Genomic DNA, 13,291 nt, shown 5'->3' with positions numbered 1-13,291 from the left:
CCGAAGCCATCAGCGGGCCTCGCGCTGGCTCAGGATCACCTGATCCCCCTCGGCCAGATCGCCGCCCCGCACCACGATGCTCGACCCGTCGCTCGCCCCCGCGGTGATCGCGACCCGCCGCGGCGCGCCCTCGCGCAGGATCCAGACGCCCGAGCCATCGGCCCGGCCCGCCGCCGCCCCCGGGGCCCCGGGGCCCCGGCCGGGCGGGCCCGGCATCACCAGCCCGATCAGCCCGCGCCCCGAGCGGTCGCCCCCTGCCGCCGCCGCCGCCGGCGCATAGCGCAGCGCCGCGACCGGGATCAGCAGCACGCCCTCTTCCTTCGAGATGACGATCGTCGCCGTCGCCGTCATCCCCGGCCGCAGCAGCAGATCGGCGTTGTCGACCGAAAGCACCGCCGTATAGGTCACCACATTGCCCGAGGTGTCGGGCGCATAGCGCAGGCTGGTGATCACCGCGTCGAACACCTGGCCGGGATAGGCGTCGACGGTAAAGCTCGCCGCCTGGCCGACCTTGACCCGGCCGATATCGGCCTCGTCCACCGCGACGCGCAACTCCATCCGCGCCAGATCCTCGGCCAGGGTGAAAAGGATCGGCGCGTTCAGCGAGGCGGCCACGATCTGCCCCCGCTCGGCCGCGCGGTCCAGCACGATGCCGTTGATCGGCGAGCGGATCTCGGCCTTGTCCAGATCGGCCAGTTGCGACGACAGGTTGGCCTCGGCCAGCGTCACATCGGCGCGGGCGATCTCGACCGCGGCCACGGCGCGGTCATGGGCGGCGCGGGCGGCGATGTAGGTCTGCCGGTTGTTCAGCCCGCGCCGGTCCAGCGCCTCGGCGGTGACCAGGGCCTCGGCGGTCTCGGTCACGGTGGCCTCGGCCGAGGTCAGCCGCGCCCGCGCCGAGAGCAGTTGCGCCTCGGCATTCGAGACCTGGGCGCGCAGCTTGGTATCGTCGAGGCGCGCAAGCACCTGGCCCTCGACCACCTCCTGGTTGAAATCGACCTCGACCGCGGCCAGCGTGCCCGAAAGCTCCGATGAAAGCTCGACCCGGGTGGTGGGCTGGACGGTGCCGGTGGCGATCACCGTCACCACCAGATCGCCGGTGCGGGCGGGCTGGCTGTCGTAAAGCACCGCGACCGCGGCCTGGCCCGCGCGCCAATACCACCCCCCAGCCAGCGCCAGCGCGACCAGAAGCAGGACCCAGAACCATATTCCCCACCGGCGGCGGCGGGGCATTCTGGCAAGGCTGGCGAGATCGGGGCGAGCGTCTGTGTTCAAGATCTGGTTCCGGATGTTTTCGATGATACGACCGCAGGCATCCTTTCCGTCGCGCCCCGGCCAGACGCCAGGGAAAGAAAACCTCCCCCCCCTCGCCCGCATGGCGGAGACCCGGCCCGACGAGAACAGGTCGCCGCTCCGACAAGATCACTGCGACGCGGCCGCGATGCAAGCCCAGGTCGGGAAAACCACCCCCCGAAACGCCCCCCCCAAAAAACGCCATGACGGCCCCATCCCAACCAGGCCCGCCCCCATTCCGCAAGAGCCTCCGACCGAGGCAACCGCCCCCTTTCCCCTTTCTTCTTTGCAAAAATATCCCGGGGGTGAGGCGCCAAGGGCGCCGAGGGGGCAGCGCCCCCTCCCGCCGCCGCCGCCCCGAAACCTCAGGCGTCCACCCGCCGCACCCGCAGCTTCGAAATCGCATGCCCCTCCATCGCGACGATCTCGAAGCGCAGCCCCCCGGCCTCGACCATTTCGCCCTCCTCCGGCATCCGGCCAAGCTGCCACAGCACATAGCCCGCCAGCGTCGAATAACGCTCGTTGTCGTCGGCCAGGTCCAGATCCAGCAGTTGCGAGGCCCGGCGGATGTCCACCCACCCGTCGACCAGAAGCGAGCCGTCCTCGCCACGTTCCTCGGTCACCGGCTCCTCGTCCTCGTCGGGGAAATCGCCCGCGATCGCCTCGAGCACGTCGGTCGGCGTCACGATCCCTTCGAGCGAGCCGTATTCGTCGACGATCACCGCAAGCTGGACCGGGGCGCGGCGAAGCTGCTCCATCAGGCGCAGCACGTTCACGCTTTCATGCAGGATCAGCGGCTCGCGCACCGAACGCTCCAAGTTGATCCGGCCCTCGGTCAGCAGGTCGCGCATCAGGTCGCGGGTCAGCGCCACGCCCTGGAACTCGTCCAGACTGCCGCGCCCGACCAGGAAACGTGAATGGCCCTTTTCCAGGATCTGCTCGCGGATCTGTTCCTCCGGGGTGTTGAGGTCGATCCAGTCGATATCGGTGCGCGGCGTCATGACCGAGGTGGCGGGCCGCTCCGACAGGCCCAGGACGCCCTCGATCATCTCCTTTTCCTCGGGGGCGAACAGGCCCGCCTCGGCGGCGCGGTCGGCGATCACATCGGCGGTGCCGCCCAGTTCCTCGCCCTTGCGCCCGCCCAGAAGACGCAGCACCGCCTCGGCGGTGCGGTCGCGCAGGTCGCCCGAGGTGATGAACCGCTCGCGGTTCCGGCGCCCGATCTGGTTGAGCGCCTCGATCCCCACCGAAAAGCCGATGGCGGCGTAAAGATAGCCCTTGGGCACATGGAAGCCGAAGCCCTCGGTGATCAGCGAGAAGCCGATCATCATCAGAAAGCCCAGGCACAGGATGACCACGGTCGGATGTTTCGAGACGAAGGCCATCAGCGACTTCGCCATCAGCAGCATCACCGCCATGGCGACGATCACGGCGATATACATGATCGACAGATGCTTGACCATGCCGACGGCGGTGATCACGCTGTCAAGCGAGAAGACCGCGTCCAGCACCACGATCTGAAGGATCACCTGCCAGAAGGCGACCTGCACCACCCCGCCTTCCTTCTTCGCGGCATGGCCTTCCAGCCGCTCGTGCAGCTCCATCGTGCCCTTGAACAGCAAGAACAGCCCGCCGAAGATCAGGATCAGGTCGCGTCCGGAAAAGCCGTGGCCGAAGAGCGCGAACAGTTCCGATTGCAGCGTGACGATCCAGGCGATCGAGGCCAGCAGCACCAGCCGCATCCCAAGCGCCAGCCCAAGCCCCAGAAGCCGCGCCTTGTCGCGCTGATGGGGCGGCAGCTTGTCGGCCAGCACGGCGATGAAGACAAGGTTGTCGATCCCGAGAACGATCTCAAGGACGATAAGTGTCGCAAGGCCCGCCCAGGCGGCGGGGTCGGACATCCATTCGAAGAACACGGGGGTCAGGGCTCCATAAGGGGAAACACCGCGCGGGGAAGTCCGCGCGGAGACGGGTTCGGACCGGGCGCGGCCCGGTGGTGCGAAGATCGGTGGTGCGAAGGTCGGCGACGCGCGGGCCAAGAGGCGGATCCGCTGCCAAGCCCCCCGCCCGGGGCCGGATGGCAACGCAGGGCGCGGGCCGGACGAGGGATCGCGGTGGGGATCGCGGCGGGGATCATCGCGCATTCCCGCAAAACGACACCGACGACCGACGACAGCCTGTCGGCGGGCGAGACGGCATCGAAGGACGGCACCATACGGGAAGCCGACGGCATGTCGGCGGGCGGCGTTCCATCGAAGAAGGGAAAGGTGTCGACAGCCGACGCGGGAACGGCCGCCGTCAGGCGACCGGCGGCTGACGCCATGAGCGCGACCGCCCTCTTGCCGAAGGTCCGCGCGATCCGCATTTCGAGGAGCCCCGCGTTGCGCCAAGGCCCGGGGCACCAAGGCCCGGGGCTCGGGCGCCTCAGGACCGCGACGGTGTTCGCGCGCGCCAGATACCCGGACCGGGGCCGGGCGCTACATCGGGGAGGTTCCGAGGCACCCTCGGATTCGGTGTCGGACTTGCCGCCGCACAATCGGCCCGTGGCAGGTTCCGCCCCCTCGGGCACATCCGGGGCCGCCGTGCCCGAGGGGGCGGCGGGACGGGCCTGGCGGTCGGAACAGCTTTTCGCTGCAAGCATCTTGTCGGACCATTTCCTGGCGGTTGCAGCCATGGTGGCAGTGTCAGGCATCTCGGCGGTAGCAGCATCGGGGCGGCGCAGCATCGGAACCAGCGAAATCACGGCCTGTAAAGTCGAGGCCTGTGAAGCCGACGCAGGGATCCGAACTGCGGCATGGACCGCGATCTAAGGGCAGGTTCCGCCATCGGACAAGTGTTTTCTTGCGCGCGCCCCGCCAAGGCATCGGCGGGTTTCCGCTGATCGCCTGCCCCGATAGCTGCCCCGGGACCTGCCCAAGCGTCGGGCCGGTCAGGCCGCCGCCAGCGCATCCTCCAGCAGCGCAAGCACCGCCCCGGGCGGAACGTCGGCGGCGACGAAAGCCTCGCCGATGCCGCGCGCCAGCACGAAACGCAGCTTGCCGTCGACCACCTTCTTGTCCTGCCCCATCAGATCCAGCAGCGCCGCCGCCCCCGGCAGATCGCCCGGAATATCGGCCAGATCGACCTTCATCCCCATCGCCTTCAGATGCGCCCGGACCCGGCTGGGCGCCTCTTGCGCGCAAAGCCCCAGCCGCTGCGACAGCTCGAACGCCAGCGCGCAGCCGATCGCCACCCCCTCGCCATGCAAAAGTCGACCGGAATAGCCGGTGGCCTTCTCCAGCGCATGGCAAAAGGTATGGCCCAGGTTCAAGAGCGCGCGGTCGCCCTCCTCGGTCTCGTCGCGCTCGACGATGCGGGCCTTCATCTCGACCGAGCGGGTCACCGCATGCAGCCGCGCCGCGCGCTCGCCCCCGGCCATCGCCGGGGCATGGGCCTCCAGCCAGTCGAAGAAGCCGGCATCCCCCAAAAGCCCGTATTTCACCACCTCGCCATAGCCCGAGAGGAAATCGCGCGGCGGCAGCGTGTCGAGGGCGCCGATATCGGCCAGCACCAGCGAGGGCTGGTAAAAGGCGCCGACCAGGTTCTTGCCCTGGGCGGTGTTGATCCCGGTCTTGCCGCCGACGCTGGAATCGACCTGGGCCAGAAGCGAGGTCGGGATCTGCACGAAGCGCACGCCGCGCCGCAGGACGGCCGCGGCAAAGCCCGCCAGATCGCCGATCACCCCGCCGCCAAGCGCGACGACGATGTCGCGCCGCTCGACCTTTTCCTCAAGCAGCCATTCGGTGGCACGGGTAAATTCGGCCCAGCCCTTGGTCGCCTCGCCTGCGGGCAAAGCCAGCGCCGAGACGGCGATGCCGCGCGCCTCAAGCCCGGCGCGCAGGGCGGGCAGATGGGCGGCGGCCACGGTCTCGTCGGTCAGGACGGCCACGCGCGGGCGCTTCAGAAGCGGCGCGATCTCGTCGCCCGCGCGCGCGATCAGCCCCTCGCCGATGCGCACCTCATAGGCGCGCGCACCCAGATCCACCGCCACCACATTCGTCATGTCCTACACCTCTTCCAGCACGTCGGGCCGGGCGCGCAGGGCCTCGACCACCCGGGCGGCCATCTGCTCGACCGTGATCTCGGGCGCCGAATCCACCGCGAGATCGGCCTCGCGATAGGCCGGAAGCCGCGCCTCGTAAAGCGCGCGCAGGGTCTCGCGCGGGTTTTCGGTGCGCAAGAGCGGGCGGGTGTTCTTGTGGCGCACCCGCTGCCACAGAAGCGCCAGATCCGCCCGCAGCCAGACCGAGACCCCCGCCCCCGCGATCAGCGCGCGGTTGCGCGGCGACAGGAAGGCGCCGCCGCCGGTGGAAAGCACGCAGGGATCGGCGCGCAAGAGCCGCCCGATCACCTCATGCTCGCGGTCGCGGAAGAAGGCCTCGCCGTCGCGGGCGAAGATCTCGGGGATCGAGCGGCGCGCGGCGCGGGTGATCTCTTCGTCCGAATCGAGGAAGGCCACGCCAAGCAGACGGGCCAGCGCGGTGCCGACAGCGGTCTTGCCCGCCCCCATCATGCCCACCATCACCACGGTCTTCTTCAGACGAAACATATCTTCACCATCGCGTGACGCCGGGGCGGATTTTCGCGATCCGGCGCTTTCCTTGCCTCAATGGCGTGATATCTCGCGGAAAGCCATATATATTCGGGACGGCGAACCGGCCGGGGCGCGCAGGATGTCCGTCGTGCGGCCGGGGAAAGCCCTGCCCGATCCGGCGGGAAACCACCCACGCGGGCGCCGGACGGACAAGACGGAAACAGGCATACAGGGACGGAACGCAATCATGAGGACGCTTATCAAACTGGTGTTCGTGCTGGCCGTTCTGGGCCTGGCCGGGCTGAGCGGCTATGCCTATCTGGCGGATCTGAGCCCGACCCAGACCCAGGTGACCAAGCCCGTGGTGCTGGATGCCCGCTGAGATGATTCCCCGCGCCCTGCCCTGTCCTGCGTTCGGCCCGACGCCCCCTCCTTGCGCGCCCCGCCCGGCGGCCAGGGCGGGGCTTCTGGCGCTTGGGCTGGCGCTGCTGTGGCCCCTGCCCCCGCAGGCCCGCGCCGGAGAGGAGCCGCTTTCCGCCATCGACTGGCTGTCGCAATCGGTGACGGCGCCCGCCGTCCCGCCCGCGCCCGCCGAACCGCCGGTCGCCTCGGGCGGGGCGCTGCCGATCACCGTGGTCTCGACCCCGCTCGACGGGCCCGCGCCCGATGCGATCGGGCTGATCGCGCCCGCGGTCTCGGGCCTGCCGCAGGCGCTTTGGGGGGCGGGGCTGAGCGCGGAAATCTCGGAAGCCGTGCTGCGCAACCGGATGGAGAGCCTGCCCGCGCTGCGCCAGCTTTTCCTGACCATGCTGCTGGCCGAGACCGCGCCGCCGATCGATTCGGGCGGCAAGGGCACGCTGCTGCTGGCGCGGATCGACAAGCTGTTGCTGATCGGGGCGCTGGAACAGGCGGCGGCGCTGCTCGACATCTCGGGCACCGCGACGCCCGAGCTGTTCCGCCGCGCCTTCGACATCGCGCTGCTGACCGGGCGCGAGGATCGGGCCTGCGCGCGGATGCGCGAGGCGCCGGGCCTGGCCCCCACCCTTCAGGCCCGGGTCTTCTGCCTGGCCCGGGCAGGCGACTGGGACGCCGCCGCGCTGACCCTTCAGACCGCCGGCGCGCTGGCCGAGATCGACGGCACCCGCGCCGAGATGCTGGCGCGCTTTCTGGACGCCGAGCTTTTCGAGGGCGATCCCCTGCCCCCGCCGCCCAATCCGGTCACGCCCCTGGACTGGAAGATCCACGAGGCCGTGGGCGAGACCATCCCGACCGCCGCGCTGCCGGTGGCCTTCGCCTATGCCGAAACCTCGGCCCAGTCGGGCTGGAAGGCGCAGATCGAGGCGGCCGAGCGCCTGACCCGCGCCGGGGCCATCGCGCCCAATGTGCTGCTCGGGCTTTACACCGAGCGCGCGCCCGCCGCCTCGGGCGGGGTCTGGGACCGGGTCTCGGCCTTCCAGCGCTTCGATGCCGCGCTGCAATCGGGGGCGGCCGAGCGGATCGCGGCGGCGCTGCCGCAGGTCTGGACCCGGATGCAGGAGGCCGAGCTTGAGGTGCCCTTCGCCCAGTTGTTCGGCCGGGAGCTGGCCGGGATCGTCGGGCAGGCGCTGGACGATCCCTCGGCCTTCCCGCCCGAGACCCGGCGCATCGCGCTGCGCGTGGCGCTGCTGTCACCCGAGGCCGAGCGGCTGGCCACCCGCCTTCGCGCCGCGCCCGAGGCCGGGCTGACGGCGGAGGAGGCGTTCCTGGTCGGCCTTGCCCTTGGCCGGGTCGAGGGGCTGCGCGCGCCGACCGCCATGGGCCGGGCGATATCGCCCGCCTTCCTCGCCCCCGCGCCCTCTTCGCGCAGCGCCACGCTGGTCGCCGAGAAACGGCCGGGCGAGGCGATCCTGTCGGCGATCGAAGAGATCGCGCGCGGGGTCGAGGGCGATCTGGCCGGGGTGACGCAGGGGCTTTCGCTCTTGCGCGAGATCGGGCTGGAAAGCTTCGCGCGCCGCACCGCGCTGGAGCTGATGATCCTTGAGCGGCGGGGCTGAGGCCGGTGTCGCGCCCCTCCGGCGGTTCGGGCCCGGGTGGTTCGGGGTCTGGCGGTTCGCGCTCTGGCGGCTCGGAACCGCCCGGTCCGCAAACCGCCCCGCCGAAGGCCGCCGGGCGCAAGACCCGCCCGGGCGAAATGACTGAGCGGACAGCGCCAGATCCGACGACCGGCGCGCCGAAGCCCGCCCGAGGAAAAAAAACCGGATCTGCAAAGCCCGGAGCCGCAGGTTCCGCGGCGAAAGACGCCCCCCGCAGGGGTCGCCCGCCGCATTCCCCCCAGGACGCCGGCCTCACCGGCCCGGCCGCGCGCTGGATCTCGACCTTCCTCGACGCCATCGCCGCCGAGACCGGAGCGGCGCGCAACACCCGCCTGGCCTATGGCCGCGACCTGGTCGATTTCGCGCAATGGGCCGGGGCAAGGGGGCATGACCTGGCCGGGATCCCCCGGGCGGGCGTCGAGGAATATCTGATGTTCTGCGACGACCAGGGCTTGTCGAAGGCCACCCGGGCGCGGCGGCTGTCCTCGATCCGCCAGCTTTTCCGCTTTGCCCATGAAGAGGGCTGGCGCGAAGACAATCCCGCGCTGCGGATCGCGGGCCCCGGCAAGGCGCAGCGCCTTCCGAAGACCCTGGGCACGGAAGAGGTGGCGCGGCTTCTTGTCACCGCGCGCGGCCATGGCCGCAATGCCGCCGAGCGGCTGCGCAACGCCGCGCTGATGGAACTGCTCTATGCCACCGGCCTGCGGGTGAGCGAGCTGGTCTCGCTGCCGCAGGCGGCGGTGCGGGGCGATCCGCGCATGATCCTGGTGCGCGGCAAGGGCGACAAGGAGCGGATGGTGCCGCTTTCCTCCCCCGCCCGCGCGGCGCTGGCCGAATGGCTGGCCGCGCTGGACGCCGAGGCCGAGCTTGCCCGCAAGGCCGGGCGCGCGGTGCCGAGGCATCTTTTCCCCGGGCGCGGCGCCGAGGGCCATATGACGCGGCAGAACCTGTTCACGCTGCTCAAGGCGCTGGCGATCGGCGCCGGAATCGATCCCGATCGCGTGACGCCGCATGTGCTGCGCCATGCCTTCGCCACCCATCTGCTGGAGGGCGGTGCCGACCTGCGGGTGATCCAGACGCTTCTGGGCCATGCCGATATCGCCACGACCGAGATCTATACCCATGTGCTGGACGAGCATCTCAAGGCATTGGTGTTGAACCATCATCCCTTGGCGGACGGCGGGGGGGATTGAGGGGGGGTGGAAGGGGGCGCTGCCCCCGTCCGCGCGCGGCGCGGACTCCCCCGGGATATTTTTACAAAGAAGAAAGGGCTTTTGTCTTGCGATGCGGGGCTGGGGGCCGTTTGCCCTGCGCTTCGGGTGATCGGTGCGGATCCGCTTTGGCGCTTGGCCGGAAGGGCCGGGCTTGTGCGCCGGAAGGCGGGGCGTCTTGAGTTGGCCTGAAGCGGGTGGTTTCGGGCCTGGTGTGGAGGGGGGCGACCAGTGCGCGGGCCTGGGAGGCTTTTGCGGCCGTCCGTCGAGGGCGGGCAGGGCTTTGCTTTGCGTTCCGGGCCAGGCGTCACGCGGGGAAGCCGTTGGACAGGTTGGGCGCCGCAGTCGCGTCGGGATCGGGTTTGGCAGGGCCAGCGATCATGTTCGACAGGCTCGGGGGCAGGTTCTGGGCTCGCGGGCATTGGGGCCGCCTCGCCGCCGGACGGGAGAACGGGCCCTGGCCGCGGCCGTTGTCCTTGCCGCGACCGCGATCTTCCGGATGGGACATGCGCGCGGGCTCTGCTCCCAAGCCGTCAGGGGTAATCTGCGCCCTCTTTCGGTTTCCGGCGAGAGACTGGTGCAGTGGCGCCATGTCGGGGAGATGCCTCGCGGCATCCGGCGCTTGCCTCGGGGCGCGCGCGTGCGGGGGTTCCCCGGGGGCGATTGACCTTGGCGCGCGGCTGGGGCATGGCGGCGGGATGCTGAAGATCGAGGACATCACCTATTCCGTCGAGGGCCGCCCTTTGTTCGAGGGCGCCTCGGCCACCATTCCCACCGGCCACAAGGTTGGCCTGGTCGGGCGCAACGGCGCGGGCAAGACCACGCTCTTCCGCCTGATCCGGGGCGAGCTGTCGCTGGAGGGGGGGACGATCTCGCTGCCCTCGCGGGCAAGGATCGGGGGCGTGGCGCAGGAGGTGCCCTCCTCGGAGGTCTCGCTGCTGGAGACCGTGCTCGCGGCCGATACCGAACGCGCCGGCCTTCTGGCCGAATCCGAGACCGCGACCGATCCCGGCCGCATCGCCGAGATCCAGGCCCGGCTGGCCGATATCGACGCCTGGTCGGCCGAGGGACGGGCCAGCGCGATCCTGCGCGGGCTGGGCTTCGATGCCGATCAGCAGCGCCAGCCCTGTTCGGCCTTTTCCGGCGGCTGGCGGATGCGGGTCGCGCTGGCGGGCGTGCTTTTCGCCCAGCCCGACTATCTGCTTCTGGACGAGCCGACCAACTATCTGGATCTGGAGGGCGCGCTCTGGCTGGAAAGCTATCTGCGCGACTATCCCCATACCGTGCTGATCATCAGCCACGACCGCGGGCTTCTGAACCGCGCGGTCCAGGGCATCCTGCATCTGGACGCGCGCAAGCTGACCTATTGGCAGGGCGGCTACGACCAGTTCGCCCGCCAGATGGCCGAGCGCCGCGCGGTCCAGGCCGCCGAGGCCAAGAAGGTCGAGGCCCGGCGCGCCCATCTGCAGAGCTTCGTCGACCGTTTCAAGGCCAAGGCCTCGAAGGCGGTGCAGGCGCAGAGCCGGGTCAAGATGCTGGAAAAGCTGACCCCGATCGCGGCGCCGGAAGAGGCGCGGCGCGCCGTCTTCACCTTCCCCGAACCCGAGGAGCTTTCTCCCCCGATCCTGACGCTGGAGGATGTCTCGGTGGGCTATGGCGGCGCGCCGGTGCTGCGCGGGCTTTCGCTGCGGCTGGACCAGGACGACCGGATCGCCCTTCTGGGCCGCAACGGCGAGGGCAAGTCCACGCTTTCGAAACTGTTCGCGGGCAAGCTGCCGGCGGCGGGCGGGCGGATGCATCGCTCGTCCAGGCTGCGGATCGGCTATTTCGCCCAGCATCAGGTCGATGAGCTGGTGGTGGAGGAGACGCCGCTGGCCCATGTGCAGCGGCTGCGGCCTGGCGAGCATGCCTCGAAGCTGCGGGCGCGGCTGGCGGGGTTCGGGCTGGGCCCCGACCAGGCCGAGACCGAGGTGCGGCGGCTTTCGGGCGGGCAGAAGGCGCGGCTTTCGCTGCTTCTGGCCACGATCGACGCGCCGCATCTGCTGATCCTGGACGAGCCGACCAACCACCTCGACATCGAAAGCCGCGAGGCGCTGGTCGAGGCGCTGACCACCTATTCCGGCGCGGTGGTGCTGGTCAGCCACGACATGCATCTGCTGGGTCTGGTCGCCGACCGGCTGTGGCTGGTGAAGGGGGGCACGGTGGCGCCCTATGACGGCGATCTTGAGGATTACCGCCGCCTGCTGCTGACCCCGGAAAAGGCGGGCGGGCGGGCGACGAAAGCGGGTGCGAAGGCCGAACGCGGCGCGCGCGGCGGGGCCGATGCGGCGCGTGCGGGGGCTTCGGGCGCGGAACAGGCCGGGGCGACGCGCGGCGATCCGGCCGCGCTGCGCGCCGAGTTGCGCAAATGCGAGGACTGGCTCGAAAAGCTCAATGCGATGCGCGAGAAACTGGCCGAGAGACTGGCGGATCCGGCGCTTTACGAGGATGCGCGCAAGCGCGACCTGGCCGATCTGAACCGAAAATATGCCGAAGTGACCGAGGGCATCACCCGGGCCGAGGCGCTGTGGCTTGCCGCCCAGGAGCGGCTGGAGGCGGCGGAAGGCTGAAGGGGTGGGGGCTGAGGCCGCTAAGAGTCGGACCACCCGAAGCCGCGCGCGATCTCTGGCCGGTTTCAGACGCTGGCGAGTTTCGGGGCCCGCTTGCCGTGCCTCGTTAGCAGGCCGCTGAAAAAGTCATGCTGCGGCGTCGGCTTGCGCGGAAGATCATCAGATTGGTCCGGTCGCGGGCCAGAACATGCGGTTTCCGCAGTGGTGATCGAGGATGCGGGGAAAATTTCCGTCCCGAACTTGCCCCAAACTTTTTCAGCCGCCTGTTCGCGGCCGTTTCGGGTTCCGGTTGCTTCGGGTTCCAGTCTCGGGGCGACTGTCGGGGCCGCTTTCACGGCGGCCTGCCCTGCCGCCATCCCGGCCGCTTGGGGGGCCGCTTCCCGGGGCGGCCTCGGGGTCGGTTTTTCGGGACTGGCGCGGGGCAAGGTGCAGGACCAAACCGCCGCCCGGCCAGCGCCATCCGCCCGTTCGCCCGCTGCCCAGACCCCTAGACCCCTAGACCCCTAGACCCCTAGACCCCTAGACCCCTAGACCCCTAGACCCCTAGACCCCTAGACCCCTAGACCCCTAGACCCCTACCCTTCCAATCCCGCGAAAACGCTGTCAATAGTCAGTTCTCAACCCGAACCCTGCGTCGATGCACAGTCAGGCCCATTGAGCTGCGCGCGGCACCGGCGCAGATAAATACCTCCTCCTCCATGTTTCCGCCACGAAGGCCTTCCGTCATGACCAATTCCGCCATCACCGTCCTCAAGACCCGCCGCAGCCAATATGCGCTTGGCAAGGACCTGCCGCTGTCGAAGACCGCGACCGAAGATCTGATCAAGACCGCGATCCGGCTCTCGCCCTCGTCCTTCAACTCGCAAAGCTCGCGCGCCGTGATCCTCTTCGGAGCCGAGAGCGACCGCTTCTGGTCCATCGTGACCGAGACGCTGCGTGCCATCGTGCCCGCCGATGGCTTCGCCTCGACCGAGGCAAAGATGCAGTCCTTCGCCGCGGGCGCGGGCACCGTGCTGTTCTATGAGGATCAGGACACCATCAAGGGCCTGCAGGAACAGTTCGCGCTTTACGCCGATGCTTTCCCGGGCTTTTCCGAACATTCCTCGGGTATGGCGCAGCTTTCGGTCTGGAACGCCCTGGCCACGGCCGGGATCGGTGCCAGCCTGCAGCATTACAACCCCGTCATCGACGCGGCGGTGGCCGAGGCCTTCGAGGTGCCCGCAAGCTGGAAACTGCGCGCACAGATGCCCTTCGGTTCGGTCGCGGCGCCCGCGGGCGAAAAGACCTTCATCGCCGACGAGGGCCGCTTCCTGACCTTCGGCACCGACATCGCAGCCGAGTGATCGCGGCCCTTCCCGCCCTTCAAGGGCGGGGCCCAGGGTGGAAAGGCCGCAGCCGCAAGGTTGCGGCCTTTTGCTTCGGGGGCCCAGGGGCTGCGCTTTCGCCTTGAGCCCCGCCCGGTCGCCGGAGCCGGGACCGCAAGGGGTTGCGCGCAGAGGCGCGCGGGCGGCCCCCCGGCGGCCTGCCTTCGGC

9 protein-coding genes are annotated in these 13,291 nt (G+C 70.0%); 5 read left to right on the top strand and 4 right to left on the bottom strand.

Features of this window, described 5'->3' with window-relative positions:
• Nucleotides 1-9: 9 nt before the first annotated feature.
• The 4 genes from ABNX41_RS07815 to ABNX41_RS07800 form a co-directional block, all read right to left on the bottom strand.
• Nucleotides 10-1,275, bottom strand: coding sequence for an efflux RND transporter periplasmic adaptor subunit (locus ABNX41_RS07815; protein WP_438669167.1), 1,266 nt, complete (start codon nucleotides 1,273-1,275; stop codon nucleotides 10-12).
• A 383-nt stretch (nucleotides 1,276-1,658) separates the two neighbouring features.
• The gene (locus ABNX41_RS07810; RefSeq protein WP_438669166.1) at nucleotides 1,659-3,209 is read right to left on the bottom strand and encodes a TerC family protein; all 1,551 of its coding nucleotides are present in this window, start codon (nucleotides 3,207-3,209) and stop codon (nucleotides 1,659-1,661) included.
• 1,013 nt (nucleotides 3,210-4,222) lie between these two features.
• The gene (gene aroB, locus ABNX41_RS07805) at nucleotides 4,223-5,335 is read right to left on the bottom strand and encodes a 3-dehydroquinate synthase (RefSeq protein WP_438669165.1); all 1,113 of its coding nucleotides are present in this window, start codon (nucleotides 5,333-5,335) and stop codon (nucleotides 4,223-4,225) included.
• Between the two features lie 3 nt (nucleotides 5,336-5,338).
• Complete coding sequence (locus ABNX41_RS07800) at nucleotides 5,339-5,881, bottom strand: shikimate kinase (protein WP_438669164.1); 543 nt, start codon at nucleotides 5,879-5,881, stop codon at nucleotides 5,339-5,341.
• 232 nt (nucleotides 5,882-6,113) lie between these two features.
• Here ABNX41_RS07800 and ABNX41_RS07795 point away from each other — a divergent pair, with 232 nt between their 5' ends.
• The 5 genes from ABNX41_RS07795 (at nucleotide 6,114) to ABNX41_RS07775 (ending at nucleotide 13,101) form a co-directional block, all read left to right on the top strand.
• On the top strand, nucleotides 6,114-6,248 hold the full coding sequence (locus ABNX41_RS07795; protein WP_438669163.1) for a hypothetical protein: 135 nt from the start codon (nucleotides 6,114-6,116) through the stop codon (nucleotides 6,246-6,248).
• 1 nt (nucleotide 6,249) lies between these two features.
• Nucleotides 6,250-7,899, top strand: coding sequence for a hypothetical protein (locus ABNX41_RS07790; protein ID WP_438669162.1), 1,650 nt, complete (start codon nucleotides 6,250-6,252; stop codon nucleotides 7,897-7,899).
• A 137-nt stretch (nucleotides 7,900-8,036) separates the two neighbouring features.
• A complete protein-coding gene (locus ABNX41_RS07785) occupies nucleotides 8,037-9,131 on the top strand; it encodes a site-specific tyrosine recombinase XerD (protein ID WP_438669161.1) in 1,095 nt (364 codons plus the stop codon).
• Nucleotides 9,132-9,847: 716 nt separating this feature from the next.
• A complete protein-coding gene (locus ABNX41_RS07780) occupies nucleotides 9,848-11,758 on the top strand; it encodes an ABC-F family ATP-binding cassette domain-containing protein (RefSeq protein ID WP_438669160.1) in 1,911 nt (636 codons plus the stop codon).
• 725 nt (nucleotides 11,759-12,483) lie between these two features.
• On the top strand, nucleotides 12,484-13,101 hold the full coding sequence (locus tag ABNX41_RS07775) for a nitroreductase family protein (RefSeq protein ID WP_438669159.1): 618 nt from the start codon (nucleotides 12,484-12,486) through the stop codon (nucleotides 13,099-13,101).
• The last annotated feature ends 190 nt before the right edge of the window (nucleotides 13,102-13,291 follow it).

The organism is Pseudogemmobacter sonorensis (assembly GCF_042762395.1).
GTDB lineage: Bacteria > Pseudomonadota > Alphaproteobacteria > Rhodobacterales > Rhodobacteraceae > Pseudogemmobacter > Pseudogemmobacter sonorensis.
Note: the sequence above shows the minus strand (reverse complement) of the source record. Positions and strands in the feature narration are given on the sequence as shown.